17 protein-coding genes, 1 other RNA gene and 1 pseudogene are annotated in these 18058 nt (G+C 61.6%); 14 read left to right on the top strand and 5 right to left on the bottom strand.

From position 1 onward, the window contains the following. The first annotated feature begins 27 nt into the window (after nt 1–27). From NKI70_RS05340 to NKI70_RS05290, 11 genes and pseudogenes are all read left to right on the top strand, one after another. Complete coding sequence (locus NKI70_RS05340; RefSeq protein WP_352634258.1) at nt 28–1029, top strand: 4-hydroxyproline epimerase; 1002 nt, start codon at nt 28–30, stop codon at nt 1027–1029. Between the two features lie 333 nt (nt 1030–1362). Further along, nucleotides 1363–2265 carry a branched-chain amino acid ABC transporter permease gene (locus tag NKI70_RS05335; RefSeq protein WP_023678052.1) on the top strand — a complete coding sequence of 301 codons (903 nt, stop codon included), beginning with the start codon at nt 1363–1365 and terminating at the stop codon, nt 2263–2265. Between the two features lie 4 nt (nt 2266–2269). Then, nucleotides 2270–3898 (top strand): high-affinity branched-chain amino acid ABC transporter permease LivM, encoded by a 1629-nt coding sequence (livM, locus tag NKI70_RS05330; RefSeq protein ID WP_352574662.1) that lies wholly within the window; start codon nt 2270–2272, stop codon nt 3896–3898. Then, nucleotides 3898–5058, top strand: a pseudogene (locus NKI70_RS05325) (ABC transporter ATP-binding protein); the annotation flags it as partial. The gene livM and the pseudogene NKI70_RS05325, both read left to right, overlap by 1 nt. An 8-nt stretch (nt 5059–5066) precedes the next feature. Then, the gene (locus NKI70_RS05320) at nt 5067–5795 is read left to right on the top strand and encodes an ABC transporter ATP-binding protein (protein WP_352455032.1); all 729 of its coding nucleotides are present in this window, start codon (nt 5067–5069) and stop codon (nt 5793–5795) included. A gap of 19 nt (nt 5796–5814) precedes the next feature. Continuing rightward, nucleotides 5815–6162 carry a DUF6867 family protein gene (locus NKI70_RS05315; protein ID WP_023678048.1) on the top strand — a complete coding sequence of 116 codons (348 nt, stop codon included), beginning with the start codon at nt 5815–5817 and terminating at the stop codon, nt 6160–6162. A 138-nt stretch (nt 6163–6300) separates the two neighbouring features. Beyond that, nucleotides 6301–7431 carry a branched-chain amino acid ABC transporter substrate-binding protein gene (locus NKI70_RS05310; RefSeq protein WP_023678047.1) on the top strand — a complete coding sequence of 377 codons (1131 nt, stop codon included), beginning with the start codon at nt 6301–6303 and terminating at the stop codon, nt 7429–7431. A 231-nt stretch (nt 7432–7662) separates the two neighbouring features. Further along, nucleotides 7663–11121: a pyruvate carboxylase gene (pyc, locus tag NKI70_RS05305; RefSeq protein ID WP_352696883.1), complete on the top strand. Its 3459-nt coding sequence runs from the start codon at nt 7663–7665 to the stop codon at nt 11119–11121. A 160-nt stretch (nt 11122–11281) separates the two neighbouring features. Then, a complete protein-coding gene (locus NKI70_RS05300; protein ID WP_023719653.1) occupies nt 11282–11542 on the top strand; it encodes a DUF2312 domain-containing protein in 261 nt (86 codons plus the stop codon). Between the two features lie 61 nt (nt 11543–11603). After that, on the top strand, nt 11604–12044 hold the full coding sequence (locus NKI70_RS05295) for a hypothetical protein (protein WP_352574668.1): 441 nt from the start codon (nt 11604–11606) through the stop codon (nt 12042–12044). Between the two features lie 66 nt (nt 12045–12110). Next, on the top strand, nt 12111–12425 hold the full coding sequence (locus NKI70_RS05290) for a hypothetical protein (protein WP_352696881.1): 315 nt from the start codon (nt 12111–12113) through the stop codon (nt 12423–12425). A 3-nt stretch (nt 12426–12428) separates the two neighbouring features. Here NKI70_RS05290 and msrB read toward each other — a convergent pair whose 3' ends face one another. The 5 genes from msrB to NKI70_RS05265 form a co-directional block, all read right to left on the bottom strand. Further along, nucleotides 12429–12833, bottom strand: a complete 405-nt coding sequence (gene msrB, locus NKI70_RS05285) for a peptide-methionine (R)-S-oxide reductase MsrB (protein ID WP_352489224.1) — start codon at nt 12831–12833, stop codon at nt 12429–12431. 109 nt (nt 12834–12942) lie between these two features. After that, a complete protein-coding gene (locus tag NKI70_RS05280) occupies nt 12943–13764 on the bottom strand; it encodes an MBL fold metallo-hydrolase (protein WP_352574673.1) in 822 nt (273 codons plus the stop codon). After that, entirely contained in the window at nt 13765–14955 is a 1191-nt protein-coding gene (locus NKI70_RS05275; RefSeq protein WP_352574675.1) for a vWA domain-containing protein, read from the bottom strand. Between the two features lie 8 nt (nt 14956–14963). Next, the gene (locus NKI70_RS05270) at nt 14964–15410 is read right to left on the bottom strand and encodes a GNAT family N-acetyltransferase (protein WP_352724350.1); all 447 of its coding nucleotides are present in this window, start codon (nt 15408–15410) and stop codon (nt 14964–14966) included. Between the two features lie 116 nt (nt 15411–15526). Next, nucleotides 15527–16366 carry an AAA family ATPase gene (locus NKI70_RS05265; RefSeq protein WP_352454921.1) on the bottom strand — a complete coding sequence of 280 codons (840 nt, stop codon included), beginning with the start codon at nt 16364–16366 and terminating at the stop codon, nt 15527–15529. A gap of 175 nt (nt 16367–16541) precedes the next feature. Here NKI70_RS05265 and ssrS point away from each other — a divergent pair. The 3 genes from ssrS to NKI70_RS05250 all read left to right on the top strand — a co-directional run bounded on the left by ssrS (nt 16542) and on the right by NKI70_RS05250 (nt 18023). Further along, nucleotides 16542–16697: non-coding RNA, 6S RNA (gene ssrS, locus NKI70_RS05260), on the top strand. A 141-nt stretch (nt 16698–16838) separates the two neighbouring features. Beyond that, the gene (locus tag NKI70_RS05255) at nt 16839–17423 is read left to right on the top strand and encodes a 5-formyltetrahydrofolate cyclo-ligase (protein ID WP_352724349.1); all 585 of its coding nucleotides are present in this window, start codon (nt 16839–16841) and stop codon (nt 17421–17423) included. 78 nt (nt 17424–17501) lie between these two features. Then, nucleotides 17502–18023, top strand: coding sequence for a DUF3592 domain-containing protein (locus NKI70_RS05250; RefSeq protein WP_352724348.1), 522 nt, complete (start codon nt 17502–17504; stop codon nt 18021–18023). Nucleotides 18024–18058 lie beyond the last annotated feature (35 nt).

The following is an 18058-nucleotide window of genomic DNA, read 5'->3' as shown; positions in this document are numbered from 1 at the left end:
TTCGAAGACATTCAGTTGGGAGCCGGCATGGCCAAGAATTCCTTCTTCTGCATAGACGGCCACACCTGCGGCAATCCGGTGCGGCTGGTCGCCGGCGGTGGGCCTTTGCTCAAGGGCTCAACGATGATGGAGCGGCGAGCGCATTTCCTGGCCGAATATGACTGGATCCGCACCGGGCTGATGTTCGAGCCGCGCGGCCATGACGTGATGTCCGGCTCGATCCTCTATCCGCCGACGCGTGAAGATTGCGACATCGCCATCCTGTTCATCGAAACCTCCGGCTGCTTGCCGATGTGCGGCCACGGCACCATCGGCACGGTAACTTTTGCCGTCGAGCATGGGCTGATCAAGCCGAAGACACCGGGCGTGCTCAGGCTGGATACGCCGGCGGGCGTGGTCGTAGCGGAGTACAGCCAAGTCGGCGACTATGTCGAGGAGGTGCGCATCACCAATGTGCCTTCCTTCCTCTATGCCGAGGCACTGACCGTCGAATGCCCCGGGCTCGGCGAGATCAGCGTCGATGTCGCCTATGGCGGCAATTTCTACGCCATCGTCGAACCGCAAAAGACCTATCGCGACATGGCCGACCATTCGGCCGGCGAACTGATCGCCTGGAGCCCGGTGGTGCGGCAGCGGCTCAACGAAAAATATACCTTCGTGCATCCGGAGAATCCCGGCATCAATACGCTGTCGCACATATTGTGGACCGGCGCGCCGACCAACCCGCAAGCCGATGCCCGCAACGCCGTCTTCTACGGCGACAAGGCAATCGACCGGTCGCCCTGCGGCACCGGCACCTCGGCGCGTATGGCGCAGCTTCACGCCAAGGGCAAGCTTGGGGTTGGCGACGACTTCGTCCACGAATCGATCATTGGTTCGCTGTTCAAGGGCAGGGTCGAGGAAGAGGTCACCGTCGCCGGCAAGCCGGCAATCATTCCCTCGATCGGCGGCTGGGCACGAATGACCGGATTGAACACGATCTTCATCTACGACCGCGACCCGTTCGCGCACGGCTTCGTCGTCAAATAGAAAAAACACTGACGCAAGGGAAAGAGAGAGCGCAAGCGGATTGACGTCAACGGCGCAACGATCCCGCTCATCAACTTATTTTGACGGCGATTTCTTCGAAATGGAGCGCATGCTGCGATTGAATCGTCAAAGACATTGCGTTAGGCCAATGGTAGGGTCCGCGATGGTCCAGGGGGCGGACGGGAACAAAACGGGCAATCGAACGGCGTGCGGCGAAAACACGCATAATGATCGAAAAATCACGTTGCAATCCGGGCTCGAAACTTTACGACTAGGGGAAATACGAAAAGGAATGCGTCTGCATGGGCGACATTCCAGGGGAGCCACGACAGCATGCAGTATTTTGTCCAGCAGCTTATCAATGGGCTGACGCTGGGATCGATCTATGGGCTGATCGCGATCGGCTATACGATGGTCTACGGCATCATCGGCATGATCAATTTCGCCCATGGCGACATTTTCATGATCGGCGCTTTCACCGCGCTCATCGTTTTCCTTATCCTCGGTGCGTTGTTCTATTCGCTGCCGATCGTCGTTGCGCTGCTGATCATGATGATCGTCGCGATGCTGCTGACCAGCCTGTATAATTGGACGATCGAGAAGGTGGCCTACCGGCCTTTGCGCGGTTCATTCCGGCTGGCGCCACTGATCACCGCGATTGGCATGTCGATTGCGCTGTCCAATTTCGTCCAGGTGACCCAAGGGCCGCGCAACAAGCCGGTCCCGCCAATGGTGTCCAAGGTCTACAACATCGAAGGCATCAGCGTCTCGCTGAAGCAGATCATCATCGTCCTGGTCACCATAGTCCTGCTGGCGCTGTTCTGGTACCTGGTCAACAAGACCTCGCTCGGCCGGGCGCAGCGCGCCTGCGAGCAGGATCGCAAGATGGCCGCACTGCTTGGCATCGACGTCGATCGCACCATCTCGATCACCTTCATCATGGGCGCCGCCCTTGCCGCCGTCGCCGGCACGTTGTTCCTGATGTATTACGGCGTTGTGGTGTTTTCCGACGGCTTTACGCCCGGTGTGAAGGCGTTTACTGCCGCGGTGCTCGGCGGCATCGGCTCACTGCCCGGCGCCGTGCTCGGCGGGCTGATGATTGGCTTCATCGAAAGCATGTGGTCGGCTTATTTCTCGATCGACTACAAGGACGTCGCCGCCTTCTCCATCCTGGCGATCGTGCTGATCTTCCTGCCTTCCGGCATTCTCGGCCGGCCAGAAGTCGAAAAGGTCTGAGATCATGGCGGTTACCGTGTCTCCGGAAAGCACCGTCGTCGCCACCCCGGTCCAGCGCGCTTTTCGCGAAGCGCTCTATGCCGGCGCCATCTCGCTTGGCTTGTTCGTGCTGTTCATCGGCCTGAAGACCGACCAGAACATCTCCAACGAACTGATCCTGGTGCAGCGCTGGGGCTTGCTCGCCGGCGTCGTGATCGCCACCATGGCCGGACGCTTCCTTTACGTCGCCTATGGCCAACCCTTCCTGGCGAACCAGAAGATCGTCGACGTCGCCACCGGCCTGCTGCCGGTCAGCCTGGCTTCGCGATTCTTCCGCTTTCCCGCGTTCATCGTGGCGCTCGCCGTCGCCGTTATTCTGCTCGCGCTCAGCGGCTTTCTGACCGAGGCCTTAGGGCCGGAACTTTCCGATTTCGTGCGGTTCGTGCGGGCGCTTGCAATCATCTATGCGCTGGCCTGGCTGATTTATCATTTCCGGGCCTTCATTCATGCTCATTTCTCGGCATTGGGCATAACCGCACTGGCGCTCTACCCGATCGTGGTGGTGTTGGTGCTAGCGCTATATGCCGGGTCGATGGCCGCCGGTTTCCAGGGCTCGCTGAAATATGTCGACAATTACGGCATCCAGATCCTGATCTACGTGATGCTGGCCTGGGGGCTGAATATCGTTATCGGCTTGGCCGGCCTGCTCGATCTCGGCTATGTCGCCTTCTACGCCGTCGGTGCCTACGCCTATGCGCTGCTCGGCACGCATTTTGGCCTCTCCTTCTGGATCCTGCTGCCCGCCGCCGGCCTAATGGCTGCGTTTTGGGGGGTGATGCTAGGCTTCCCGGTGCTGCGCTTGCGCGGTGACTATCTGGCGATCGTGACGCTCGCCTTCGGCGAAATCATAAGGCTGGTGATCATCAACTGGCGCGAGGTGACCAACGGCTCGGCCGGGATTTCCGGCATCCCGAAGGTCTCTTTCTTCGGCCTGATGTCGTTCAACGTCTCCGATCCGAACTACATCTCGAAGGTGCTCGGCATCGCCCAATCGGGTGCCTACTACAAGATATTCCTCTACTATTTGATCCTCGGGCTCTGCCTGCTGACGGCCTTCGTCACCGTGAGGCTCAGGCGGATGCCGGTCGGCCGTGCCTGGGAAGCGCTGCGCGAGGACGAGATCGCCTGCCGTTCGCTCGGCATCAACACCACCACCACCAAGCTCACCGCCTTTGCCACGGGCGCGATGTTCGGCGGCTTCGCCGGCTCGTTCTTTGCCGCGCGGCAAGGCTTCGTCAGCCCGGAATCCTTCGTCTTCCTGGAATCGGCGATCATCCTCGCCATCGTCGTGCTTGGCGGCATGGGCTCGCTGGTCGGCATTGCCGTCGCCGCCATGGTGATGATCGGCGGCACCGAAGTCCTGCGCGAACTGGATTTCCTCAAGACCGGCCTCAGGTGGGGCAACACTACGGTCATACCCGGTTTCGGGTCCGGCTTCACGCCGGAACTGTATCGCATGCTGCTGTTCGGCATGGCGATGGTCATCGTCATGCTGTGGAAGCCGCGCGGCTTCGTCGGCAGCCGCGAGCCGACAGCTTTCCTCAAGGTGCGCAGGGCGGTGTCCGGGTCCTTCACCAAGGAGGGACACGGCTGATGAACGCGAGCCCCTCCATGAACAATGCCATCCTGCAGGTCGAGCATCTGTCGATGAAGTTCGGCGGTCTCGTCGCCATCGGCGACCTTTCCTTCCAGGCCAAGCGCGGCGAGATCACCGCGCTGATCGGTCCGAACGGCGCCGGCAAGACCACCGTGTTCAATTGCATCACCGGTTTCTACAAACCGTCGGAAGGCATGATCACGCTCAACCGGCGCGACGGCTCGACGTTCCTGCTCGAACGCTTGCCCAACCATGAGATCCCGGCGCGCGCCAAGGTGGCGCGCACCTTTCAGAACATCCGCCTGTTCTCGGGCATGACGCTGCTGGAGAACCTTCTCGTCGCCCAGCACAACAAGCTGATGAAGGCCTCCGGTTACACCATTCTCGGCCTGTTCGGCTTTAGCGGCTACAGACAGGCCTCGGCGGAATCGGTTGAACTGGCCGAGCACTGGCTGGAGAAGGCCGATCTTGTCGACCGCGCCGACGATCCGGCCGGCGATCTGCCCTATGGCGCGCAGCGGCGGCTCGAAATCGCTCGCGCCATGTGCACCGGGCCTGAGCTTCTGTGCCTCGACGAGCCGGCCGCTGGTCTCAATCCGAAAGAATCGGCGGGGCTCAATGCGCTGCTGATGGACATCAAGGACAACACCGGCACGTCGATCCTTTTGATCGAGCACGACATGGCGGTGGTGATGCAGATTTCCGATCACGTCGTGGTGCTCGAATACGGGCGCAAAATCTCGGACGGCAACCCGCAATCGGTGCGAACCGACCCGCGCGTCATCGCCGCCTATCTTGGCGTCGACGACGAGGAGGTCGAGACGGTGCTCACCGAAGTCGGCGACGAAGATGTCATCGAGCAATTGGATACGGGCCCGGATGCCGCCCACGGCCCAGGCACATCGTCTTCCTATCTCGCCGGACCGGTTGCCGACACGGTCGGCCACAGCGAGGGCGAGCGCGTCACCGTGTCGAAAGGTGCCTCGAAAGCCGGGCAGTTCGATGCGAGGTCGAGTGCCGCAGCAAGCAAGGCGGCAGCGCAGGCCAAAGCCAAACCGACGGCGAAATCTTCTGCCGCGAAATCCTCTGCAGCAAAGCCGGCCACCAAGGCTCCGGTGAAGCCGAAGACGCCGCGCGTCTCCAATCGGCGCGGAGGGCGCAAGTGATGGCCGGCACAACGCTGCTCGATATCAAGGGCGTTCAGACCTACTACGGCAACATCAGGGCGCTGAACGGTGTCGACGTCACCGTCAGGCAAGGTGAGATCGTAGCGCTGATCGGTGCCAACGGCGCCGGCAAGTCGACGCTGATGATGACCATCTTCGGTGCTCCCCGCGCCCGCGCGGGTACCATCACATTCGCCGGTACCGACATCACCCAACTGCCGACCCACGAGATCGCGCGCATGCGCATCGCCCAGTCGCCGGAAGGGCGCCGCATTTTCCCGCGCATGACGGTGATGGAAAACCTGCAAATGGGCGCCAGCCTCGACAACCTTGAGCATTATGACGAGGACGTCGAGAAGGTGTTCACGCTGTTTCCACGCCTGAAGGAACGCATTGCCCAGCGTGGCGGCACGCTGTCCGGCGGCGAGCAGCAGATGCTGTCGATCGGGCGCGCGCTGATGGCACGGCCGAAGCTGCTTTTGCTCGACGAGCCGTCGCTCGGCCTGGCGCCGCTGATCGTCAAGCAGATATTCGACGCAATCCGCGAGCTGAACCGGACTCAAGGCCTGACCGTGTTCCTGGTCGAGCAGAACGCCTTCGGCGCGCTGAAACTCGCCACGCGCGGCTATGTCATGGTCAACGGCAATGTGACGATGAGCGGCACCGGCAAGGAGTTGCTCGCCAATCCGGAAGTGCGCGCCGCCTATCTCGAAGGCGGCCATCACTGAGTTTCAGGAGGCATCAATCATGCAGGGCATTCTCTATGAGGAACCCTCGATCTGGCAGTTCTTCTTCGTCACCTGCCTGCTCGGCGGCTGGGCGGCGTGGATGACGGGCAAGGCGTGTGCGCAGACGTGGCGCAGCTTCGCCCAGTTGTTCGCCTTCATGCTGGGGCTCGGCATCGGCATAAGGTTCATTCATCACGCGCTGTTCGGCGGAACGATGTTCTCGCTGCATTACTACATCGTCGATACCATTGTGCTGATGATCTTGGGCTTCATCGGCTACCAATACACGCGCACCAACCAGATGGTAACGCAGTATAATTGGCTTTACGAAAGAGCCTCTCTTTTGAGCTGGAAACCAAAAGGTTGACATTTATCATTAACGGCGTTTCAGGGATGAATCGGCGTGACAAGTGCCTGAAAATCGGCAAAGTACTCTTTCTGCGAGCAAGAGTGGGCATCGCATGAAAGCAACATCCACGCCCACTCGGTAAATGGGAGCGTTTCAATGAAAAAGTCACTTTTGTCCGCCGTCGCCCTGACCGCGCTTGTCGCGTTCAGCGGCAACGCGTGGGCTGACATCCTGATCGGCGTTGCCGGTCCGATCACCGGTCCGAACGCAGCGTTCGGCGCCCAGCTTCAGAAGGGTGCCGAACAGGCAGTCGCCGATATCAATGCGGCCGGCGGCGTTCTTGGCCAGCAGCTCAAGCTTGAAGTCGGCGACGACGTCTCCGATCCCAAGCAAGGCATCTCGGTCGCCAACAAGTTCGTCGCCGACGGCGTCAAGTATGTCGATGGCCACTTCAACTCCGGCGTCTCGATCCCGGCGTCGGAAGTCTACGCCGAGAACGGCATCCTTGAGATCACGCCGGCCGCGACCAATCCGAAGTTGACGGAACGTGGCATGTGGAACACCTTCCGCACCTGCGGACGCGACGATCAGCAGGGCAAGGTCGCTGGCGACTATCTCGCCGCGAACTTCAAGGATGCCAAGATCGCTGTCATCCATGACAAGACGCCTTATGGCCAGGGCCTCGCCGACGAAACCAAGAAGGCGCTCGCAGCCAACGGCGTGACTGAGGCCATGTATGAAGGCATCAATGTCGGCGACAAGGATTTCTCGGCCCTCATCGCCAAGATGAAGGACGCGGGCGTCTCGGTCGTATACTATGGCGGCCTGCACACCGAAGCCGGCCTGATCATTCGCCAGCTCGCTGACCAGGGCCTCAAGGCAACCTTCATGTCCGGCGACGGCATCGTGTCGAACGAATTGGCCTCCATCGCCGGCGACGCCGTCGAGGGCACGCTGATGACGTTCGCTCCGGATCCGCGCAAGAATCCGAACGCCAAGGAACTCGTCGAGAAGTTCCGTGCGGCCGGCTTCGAGCCCGAGGCCTATACCCTCTATTCCTACGCAGCGATGGAAATCATCGCGGCCGCCATCACCAAGACCGGTTCAGCCGATGACGCTCAGAAGGTAGCCGAGACCATCAAGTCGGCCGGCCCCTGGAAGACCGCGATCGGCGAGATCGGCTACGACGCGAAGGGCGATATCACCCGTCCTGACTACGTCATGTACACCTGGAAGAAGGGTGACGACGGCAAGTACACCTATGTCGAGAACGCACCCGGCAAATAACCGGACGTTGCTACATGAGAATGCCCGGCGCCTCGCGCCGGGCATTTTTTATGAGAGTTCCCGAAAGCCTGGATCGGAACTGCCCAGGCGTTCTTCGGATCGACACGCAATGTGTCAGCGCGATAGATCAAATTAAATCGGTTTAATCCTCTTTTCGATTTTGTTTGCACTGCAGCATTTTCGCGCTAATCATATCCGGCAGTTCCCTTCCCCGCGTCCGGAGCCCTGTCCTTGGCAATCTCGAAGATCCTTGTCGCCAACCGCTCCGAAATAGCCATCCGCGTCTTCCGCGCGGCAAACGAGCTCGGCCTCAAAACCGTGGCGATCTGGGCAGAGGAGGACAAATACTCCCTGCATCGCTTCAAGGCCGACGAAAGCTACCAGGTCGGGCGCGGGCCGCATTTGGCCAGGGATATGGGGCCGATCGAAAGCTATCTGTCGATCGAGGAGGTTATCCGCGTCGCCAGGCTATCGGGCGCCGATGCCATCCATCCAGGGTACGGCCTGCTGTCGGAAAGCCCGGAATTCGCCGAAGCCTGCGCCAAGGCCGGCATCATCTTCATCGGGCCAAAGCCGGATACGATGCGCAGGCTGGGCAACAAGGTCGCCGCCCGCAATCTCGCAATCGAAGTCGGTGTGCCGGTAATTCCCGCTACCGATCCCTTGCCGGACGACATGGCGGCGGTAAAGGAACTCGCCAAGACGATCGGCTACCCGGTGATGCTCAAGGCGTCCTGGGGCGGCGGCGGCCGGGGCATGCGCGCCATCCGGTCCGAGGCCGATCTCGCCCGCGAGGTGATGGAAGGCAAGCGTGAGGCGAAGGCCGCTTTCGGCAAGGACGAGGTCTATCTCGAAAAGCTGATCGAGCGCGCGCGCCATGTCGAGGTGCAGGTGCTGGGCGACACACATGGCAACGCCGTGCACCTGTTCGAGCGCGATTGTTCGATCCAGCGTCGCAACCAGAAAGTGGTCGAGCGGGCGCCGGCGCCCTACCTCGAAATGTCACAGCGCGAGGAGCTTTGCGGCTACGCGCTGAGGATCGCGCGCGAAACCAGCTATATCGGCGCCGGCACGGTCGAGTTCTTGCAGGATGCCGACACCGGAAAATTCTACTTCATCGAGGTCAATCCGCGTATCCAGGTCGAGCACACCGTCACCGAACAGGTGACCGGCATCGACATCGTCAAGGCGCAGATCCATATCCTCGATGGCTTTGCCATCGGCACGGCGGAATCGGGCGTTCCGGCGCAGAAGGACATCAGGCTCAACGGTCACGCGCTGCAGTGCCGCATCACCACGGAAGATCCCGAGCATAATTTCATCCCCGACTATGGCCGCATCACCGCCTATCGCGGTGCCACCGGCTTCGGTATCCGCCTTGATGGCGGCACCGCCTATTCGGGCGCGGTCATCACCCGCTTCTACGATCCGCTGCTGGAAAAGGTAACGGCGTGGGCGCCGACGCCGGCCGAGACCATCGCCCGCATGAACCGGGCGCTGCGCGAATTCCGCATCCGCGGCGTGGCGACCAACCTCACGTTCCTCGAGGCGATCATCAATCACCCGAGCTTCGCCGACAATTCCTACACCACCAAGTTCATCGACACGACGCCGGAACTGTTCGCCAGTGTGAAGCGGCAGGACCGCGCGACCAAGCTGCTCAACTACCTTGCCGACGTTTCGGTCAATGGTCATCCCGAGACGCGCGGCCGGCCGCAGCCAAAGGTCGATGCGGCGCCACCGGTGGTGCCATATCTCAACGGCAATGTGCCTCAAGGCAGCAAGCAGAAGCTCGACGTGCTCGGGCCGGAGAAATTCGCCGCGTGGATGCGCGAACAAAAAGAGGTGCTGGTCACCGACACGACAATGCGCGACGGGCATCAATCCTTGCTCGCGACGCGTATGCGCACCTATGACATCGCCGGAATTGCAGGCACCTATGCGCGTGCTCTGCCGCAGCTTTTGTCGCTCGAATGCTGGGGCGGCGCCACATTCGACGTCGCCATGCGCTTTCTCACCGAAGACCCATGGGAGCGGCTGTCACTGGTGCGCGAGGCAGCACCCAACCTTCTGCTGCAGATGCTCCTGCGCGGTGCCAACGGCGTTGGCTATACCAACTATCCCGACAATGTCGTCCAGCATTTCGTTCGCCAGGCCGCTGCCGGCGGCATCGACCTGTTCCGGGTCTTCGACTGCCTGAACTGGGTCGAGAACATGCGCGTGGCCATGGATGCGGTCGGCGCCGAGGGCAGACTGATCGAAGCGGCGATCTGTTATACCGGCGACATACTCGATCCGGCGCGGGCCAAATACGATCTGAAATACTATGTCGGCCTGGCCAGGGAATTGCAGGCGGCAGGCGCCCATATCATCGCCGTCAAGGACATGGCTGGGCTTCTAAAGCCGAGCGCTGCCCGCGTGCTGTTCAAGGCACTGCGCGAGGCGACGGACCTGCCGATCCACTTCCACACCCACGACACATCCGGCCTGTCGGCGGCAACCGTGCTGGCGGCGGTGGAGAGCGGCGTCGACGCCATCGACGCGGCGATGGATTCGCTATCCGGCAACACCTCGCAGCCGTGCCTCGGTTCGATCGTGGAGGCGCTGAAGGGCACCGAGCGCGATCCGGGCCTCGACCCGCAGTGGATCAGGAACATCTCGTTCTACTGGGAGGCGGTGCGCAACCAGTATTCAGCCTTCGAAAGCGACCTGAAGGGGCCGGCATCGGAGGTCTATCTGCATGAAATGCCGGGCGGTCAGTTCACCAACCTCAAGGAACAGGCGCGCTCGCTCGGGCTGGAGACACGCTGGCACGAAGTGGCGCAGACCTATCAGGACGTCAATCTGATGTTCGGCGACATCGTCAAGGTGACGCCGTCGTCCAAGGTCGTCGGCGACATGGCGCTGATGATGGTGAGCCAGGACCTGACCGTCGCCGACGTCGAGAATCCGGCGAGGGACATCGCCTTCCCGGATTCGGTGGTGTCGATGTTGCGCGGCGATCTCGGCCAGTCGCCGGGCGGCTGGCCAAAGCCATTGCAGAAGAAGGTGCTGAAGGGCGAAAAGCCGATCACGGTGCGGCCGGGTTCGCTGCTCAAACCGGCGGACCTCAAGGCCAGTCGCGCGGAGGTCGAGGAAAAGCTCGAGCGCAAGCTCAGCGAGTTCGAGTTCGCGTCGTGGCTGATGTATCCGAAGGTGTTTTCCGATTTTGCCGCCGCGCAGGAGACCTACGGGCCGGTCAGCGTGCTGCCGACGCCGACCTATTTCTACGGCATGAAGCCGGAAGACGAGATTTTCGTCGACATCGAAAAAGGCAAGACGCTGGTGGTGCGCTGCCTTGCCATGGGCGATGTCGACGAAAAGGGCATGGTCACCGTGTTCTTCGAGCTCAACGGGCAGCCGCGCCGGGTGAAGGTGCCGGACCGGGCGCATGGCGCGTCCGCTGCCAAGGCACGGCGCAAGGCGGAGCCGGGCAATGAGGCGCATGTCGGCGCGCCGATGCCTGGCGTCGTCTCGGCGCTTGCGGTCGCTGCCGGCCAGGCGGTGAAGGCCGGCGACGTGCTGCTGTCGATCGAAGCGATGAAGATGGAAACGGCGTTGCATGCCGAACGCGACGGCACCATAGCCGAGGTGCTGGTCAAGGCCGGCGACCAGATCGATGCCAAGGATCTGCTGATCGCGTTCGGGTGAATAGGCCGGCATCAGACAGCCTTGTCGGCGCCTGGCAGCAACCCTTCATGCCGCATCGATAGCACCTTGACCCGCCGCGCCCGGTCGGGCATCGAACCGCTGCAATTCGCCGCTCGGGTCACCCCGAGTCGCGGTGAGAAAACGACGCGGAGAGAAGACTATGGCCGACGACATCACCGAGACCAGCCAGACTGTTGCCGCCGGCCAGCTGCGCGCCTTCATCGAACGCATCGAGCGGCTCGAGGAAGAGAAAAAGACGATTGCCGACGACATCAAGGAAGTGTTCGCCGAGGCCAAGGGCACCGGCTTCGACACCAAGGCGATGCGGTCGATCATCCGGCTGCGCAAGAAGGACCAGGCCGAGCGGCAGGAAGAGGAATCCATTCTCGATCTGTACAAGGCCGCGCTCGGCATGGTGTGAAGGCCGGCCTCGGCGCCGGAGACGATCGCGGGAGAAGCGGTTCTGACCATGGATTCCAGCCATGAGCGAATTCGATTTTGGCGGCCGCCGCGCCTCTGAATTCCGCCAACGCAGCTTCTGGACGCTGTTCGCGGAACGGCATCCGGATGAAAGGGCTCTGCTGGCGAGGCGCGGACCGTGGTTCTGGCAGCGTGGGCTGCCCGATTTCGCATTGGTCCTTTCCATGTATGTCGCGCCTGCGCAGAATCATGTCGGCGTCTTCTTCGGCCGCAACGAGAAGTTCGGTGCCACGCAAGCCTGGTCGCGGTTGAAGCCGTTCCAGCCGGCCATCGAAGACAGGCTGAAGCTCAGGCCAGAACAAAGTTGCGACGGCCTCGGCATCAATTCGATGTGGCGGGTGAATTGTTTTGCCGAAGACAATTGGCCGGCGATGACCGACTGGCTGGTGACGGAAGCCTCGCGTTTCGAGCGCGCGATTGCCGAAGTTCTGGGTCAGGAATAAAGCAGGGTTTCCAGACGCAATCCTTAGAATCGCTCTGGTGAGCAGAGCGAGGGAGCCGGTCGATCGATGACGATCATGTCGCGCGTTGCCGCCTTCTTCCGCTCACGCTGGCTGAGCATGGTGCCGCTCGATCGGCTGTTCTGGCGCGATCTGGTTGTTGTCGGCACAGCGATCAACGTCGCGTCGTCGGTGGCGGCACTCATTCTGCTCGGGCTGAAGCTGCCGCTTGCGCTCGTCCTGGCGGTGCATTTCGCGCCGGTGCCCTACAATATCTTCCTGACCTTTGCCGTTTGGCGAACTGCCGGAAAATCGAGTGGCGCCAAGGCCTCGCTGATGACGCTTGGCGCCACGTTGTGGCTGATCCTGGTGGTCGTGGCCTGACGATCAGGCGGCCGGCTCGAATTTGAGCGCCACGCCGTTGATGCAATAGCGCAGGCCGGTCGGCGGCGGGCCGTCGTCGAAGACATGGCCGAGATGGCTGCCGCAGCGAGCGCAATGGCATTCGGTGCGGACCATGCCGTAGCTGCGGTCGACGGTGGTCTCGACCGAGCCCGGCACCGGATCGTTGAAGCTTGGCCAACCGGTGCCGCTCTCGAATTTCAGCTTGGATTCAAACAAGGGCTGGTCGCAGCCGACACAGGAAAAGGTGCCGGCGCGCTTCTCGTGCAGCAGGGCGCAGCTTCCCGGCCGCTCGGTGCCGTGGTTGCGCATCACCGCATATTGCTCAGGCGTCAGCCGGGCGCGCCATTCGGCATCGGTACGGGTGACGGGGTAGGTGTGGCTGTCCATTTTTTCCTCTTAGCTTATGTCGCTATTTGGGTTGCCTTCCCAACTTCGCCTGAAATAGGCATTTGTTACGGCGTTTGCTCGTATTTCCTATCCTGCTGCGACGAATTCCTCAGGCGATGGCCGCGAGATAGCGCGCAACCGATGCTGAAAATGCCGCCTTTGCATCTCCGATGACGTTCTGGTTCCACCATGCGCCGTAGATATGGTCGAACGTGAAAGGCTCCAGCGCGGCCTTGATGCCGAGCACTTTCGTCGCGTTGAGCGGGATATAGTTCGGATAGCTGTACATAAAGCTGACATGCCGGCGAGTCGGCGTCACCTGCAGGATGTCGCCGGCCAGCATCGCATTGCCGCCGTCGTGCTTCCAGTGCAGCACCTGGCCACCGGCAAAGTGGCCGCCGCAGCGGATGAGCGTCAGCGACGGGTTTATGGCGCGCGTCTCGCCTTCCCAGCTGATGATTGCCGGATGCGGCCGCATGATCCACTGACGATCATCGGCGTGCAGATAAATCGGCACGCCGCCAAACGCCGCGCTCCATTCGACCATTGCCGAATAATAATGGCAGTGCGAAATGGCGATGGCGGCCAGGCCGCCCCGGCGGTTGATCTCCGCCACCGCCTCGTCGCTTACCATTGAGATGCAGTCCCACAGCACATTGCCGTGCGGCGTTTGCGCCAGCAATGCGCGCTGGCCGATAGCGAAGCGCGGCTCGATGCCGAAGGCGAGCACGCCGGCATCATCCTTGATCACGAGCCGATGCCCGGCGGCGAGCTCTTCCGGCGTGGTCCAGGCCTGGCCCTCCCAGCGCACATATTGCCGCTCGTCCTCGCAGATCGGGCAATGTCGCGGCGGCGTCGCTGTCGCCGCGAACTGGACACCGCATTGCAGGCAAAGGAAACAGGTCGACCGTCCTGTTTTGCGTGGATCCATTCAGTGCTTCCTTGAAAGTTGCTTCGTCGCGGCTTCGAGGCCGGCGAGCGTCAGCGGAAACATGCGGCCGCCAAAGATATCGCGGATCATGGCAATCGAATGGGTATAGCCCCAGTTCTTCGCGTCTTCCGGATTGAGCCAAATGGCGTTCGGCCATTGCTGCAGCAGCCTGTCGAGCCAGACGGCACCGGCCTCCTTGTTCCAATGCTCGACCGAGCCGCCGGGTTGGGCGATCTCATAGGGGCTCATCGAGGCGTCGCCGACGACGATCACCTTGTAGTCGGGGCCATATTTATGGAGGAGATCGAAGGTCGGAATCACCTCGGCATGGCGGCGGCGATTGTCCTTCCACACGCCTTCGTAGAGGCAGTTGTGGAAGTAGAAATATTCGAGCTGGCGGAATTCGGCGCGGGCGGCCGAAAACAGCTCCTCGACGCTCCTGACATGGTCGTCCATCGAGCCGCCGACATCGAAGAACATCAGCAGCTTCACGGCATTGCGACGTTCGGGTTGTGTCTTAACGTCAAGATAACCGTGCTCGGCGGTGGCGTGGATGGTGCCGGGCAGGTCGAATTCCTCTTCGGCGCCTTCGCGCATCCAGCGGCGCAAGCGCTTCAGCGCGACCTTGATGTTGCGGGTGCCGAGTTCGACGGCATCGTCGAAATTCCTGAACTCGCGCCTGTCCCAGACTTTTACCGCGCGGCGGTTGCGGCTCTCGTGCTGGCCGATGCGCACGCCTTCGGGATTGTAGCCATAGGCGCCGAAGGGCGAGGTGCCGCCGGTGCCGATCCATTTCGAACCGCCCTGATGCCGGCCCTTCTGCTCCTCCAACCGCTTCTTCAGCGTCTCCATCAGCTTTCCGAAGCCGCCCAGCGCCTCGATCAGCTTCTTCTCCTCGTCGGAGAGGTGCTTTTCAGCGAGCCTCCGCAGCCATTCCTCCGGGATGTTTGCGACATCGACCGCGTTTTCGCCGGCCTGCGCCTCGACACCTTTGAAGATGTGCGAAAAGACCTGGTCGAAGCGGTCGATGTGGCGCTCGTCCTTCACCAGAGCGGCGCGGGCGAGATAGTAAAAGCCCTCGACATCATAGTCGACCAGCCCGGCCTCCAGCCCCTCCAGCAGCGACAGATATTCGCGGAGCGAGACCGGAACCCGCGCTGCCTTCAGTTCGAGGAAGAAGGGGATGAACATCTCACCGTCTACAGCAGATCATATTCGATGAAGCCGGTCCTGCGCGCCACGTGGTCGTAGAGCTTGCGTGCGGTGGTGTTGGTCTCGTGGGTCATCCAGTAGACGTTCTTGACGCCGATCTTGCCGGCTTCCTGCTTGACCGCTTCGATCAGGGCGGCGCCGACGCCCTTGCCGCGCACATCGGGGTCGGCGAACAGGTCCTGCAGATAACAGTTGTTTATCTGCGACCAGCAGGAGCGATGGTAGAGATAGTGCGTCAGGCCGACGGCCTTGCCGTCGAGGGCAGCGATGAAACCCTTCGGCTCGAACTCGCCCGCCGTGAACAGCCGCTTCCAGGTGACGGCGTAAACCTCTTCCGGCAGCTTGGTTTCGTAGAAGGTGAGATAGGCAGTCCAAAGACGCCGCCAGTTGGTATGGTCGGATTGCACAAGCGGGCGGACGGTGATCTCGGTCATTTCGTTTCCCTCTGAAGTCGGCAACCTGAAGCTGCCTCCGTGCCCGGCTGGAGGCAACGGTCCAGCACCGGGAAAGCGCTGTCCGGTGACTTCGTGGGCTTCCGGCCGACCGGCCCTCACCCCTGCCGTCTCGCCATGAAGGCCAGGCGCTCGAACAGATGCACGTCCTGTTCGTTCTTCAGCAAGGCGCCGTGCAGTTTCGGCAGCGCGTTCTTCGGGTCGGCGCGCAGGTCCTCGGGCGCGATGTCGTCGGCGACCAGCAGGCGGATCCAGTCGAGTGCCTCGGAGGTCGACGGCTTCTTCCTGAGGCCCGGCACGTCACGGATTTCATAGAATTGCGTGAGTGCGGCGCGCACCAGGTTCTGCTTGATGCCGGGATAGTGCACGTCGACGATTTTGTGCAGCGTCTCGACGTCGGGAAAGCGGATGTAGTGGAAGAAGCAGCGGCGCAGGAAGGCGTCCGGCAGCTCTTTTTCGTTGTTGGAGGTGATGATGACGATCGGCCGGACGGTGGCACGAATGGTCTCGCCGGTCTCGTAGACGAAGAACTCCATCCGATCCAGTTCCTGCAACAGATCGTTGGGGAACTCGATATCGGCCTTGTCGATCTCGTCGATCAGAAGCACGACTTTCTTGCCGGCAGCAAAGGCGTCCCACAGCTTGCCGCGCTTGATGTAATTGCGGATGTCGTTGAAGCGCTCGTCGCCGAGCTGGCTGTCGCGCAGCCGCGAGACGGCGTCGTATTCATAGAGGCCCTGCTGCGCCCGCGTGGTCGATTTGACGTGCCATTCGATCAGATCCAGGCCGAGCGCCGCCGCCACCTGGCGGGCAAGTTCGGTCTTGCCGGTACCGGGCTCGCCCTTGACCAGCAACGGCCGCTCCAGCGCGATCGCCGCGTTGACCGCCACCATCAGATCCTTGTCGGCAACATAGGCTGCCGTGCCTTCGAAACGCATTTTTGCTCCCGGGTTCATCGCGCGACCCTAAGGACGCGGCCTTCGCTGTGCAAGGCGCTGCTGGCAAAGCGGGGATCTTGCGGCGCGACCCTCGTCGAGCGGTCCTGCGTCGATTTAAGACTCGAAACATGTCGTCTCTCTGGCGCTTGGTCTGCCGTCTGCCTATATTGGCGGAGACGGTCTGCGCTTCCCGGCAGGAGAACATTTTCCCCGGGGCCTTAATGATCCCTAGGGAGCTGTCCCTGGGAAGACCCGTGGGTTTTCTCATACGGCGCCCACCTACTTTGTAGGTTCCCGGGATCGCTCTCTCCACCGGTTGTGTGGATCGTCACCTGTCGAAAAGGCCATGTCTGGCGGATCTTGTCGTCGCGCCGCTTTGTGCGGTGCTCTCACGAACGAAAAGTTCGCCCCGCTCCTCCAAAACGTCGCTCGTAAAACTCCATCCAAATCTGACCTTTTCTAACGTCGGCGCATGACATCCCCAAAAGACCTGAAAAAAAATCTCCGCAACCAAGCCCTCGGCCGCCGCGACGCGCTCGATCCTTTCTGGCGGGTGGAGGCAGCACTCGAAATGGCCGAGACGGCGCGCGACCGGATCACCGTCGCGCCGGGCCAGATCGTCTCAGGCTTCTGGCCGATGCGCTCGGAAGTCGACGTCCGGCCGCTGATGTTTGCCTTGCGCGAAAAGGGGGCAAGGCTCTGCCTGCCGGCCATCCTCGACAAGACCACCATCGTTTTTCGGGAACTGGTGCGCGGCGCGCCGATGATCGACATGGGCTTCGGCACCGTCGGGCCGCACGAGGAAGCCGAGGTACTCGACCCCCAGCTCATGCTGGTGCCGCTCGCCGCCTTCGACGCGCGCGGCCACCGCATCGGCTACGGCGCCGGCTACTATGACCGGGCGATCGAGCGGCTGGCCGGCAAGGGGCAAAAACCGCGGCTGATCGGCATCGCCTTCGACTGCCAGGAAGTGGCCCTGGTGCCGGACGAATCGCATGACGTGATCATCCCGGAAATACTCACCGAGAGCGGGTTGCGCCGCTTCGGTATCCCTTAAAATGTTCCGATCCGCTTAACGCGTTTCCAAGACATATCAGGATAGTGTTTCTGCAATACAATCCGGGTCGATGGCGCGATGGCTTTTGTCTTTATGCGATTCCTCCTGATGCCGTTCGCCCTGATCGCGGTAGCGCTGTTTGCGATGGGATTGCACGTCATCGGGACCACGCTGCATCACAAAGCCGCCTGGCATCAGACGGTCGCCACGGTGACGGATGTCGATCCCTACACCGAAACGCAGGAAAACGGCCTCACCACGGATGGCATCGATGTCGCCGTCACCTATGTGGCCAACGACGCGCCGATGACCTGGTCCGGAAAGGGAAAAATTATCGGTCTTTACAGTGCGTCCATGGGCGACAAGGTAGAATTGTACTACGACCCTGCCGATCCATCGAACCTCGATACCGCCGCAATGAAAGGCTGGCGTGGCGGGCTGTTGCTGCTTGTCGTCACCGGCGGTTTCATCGCCTTCTACGTCTGGTTCTTCTGGCTACGCGGACGGAATCCGCCGTCGCCTATGACGCCATCGCCCGTTCGCGCAGCGGGCGCGAGCGCAAAGCCGCAACGGCAGCGCGCCACTTTCGGCCGACATTAGAACCAATCGCGGGTACCGCTTGCCTAGCGTCCATG

The organism is Mesorhizobium sp. M0500 (assembly GCF_040321165.1).
Classification (GTDB): domain Bacteria; phylum Pseudomonadota; class Alphaproteobacteria; order Rhizobiales; family Rhizobiaceae; genus Mesorhizobium.
The sequence above is the reverse complement of the archived record's forward strand: the minus strand, read 5'-3'. Positions and strand labels throughout refer to the sequence as shown.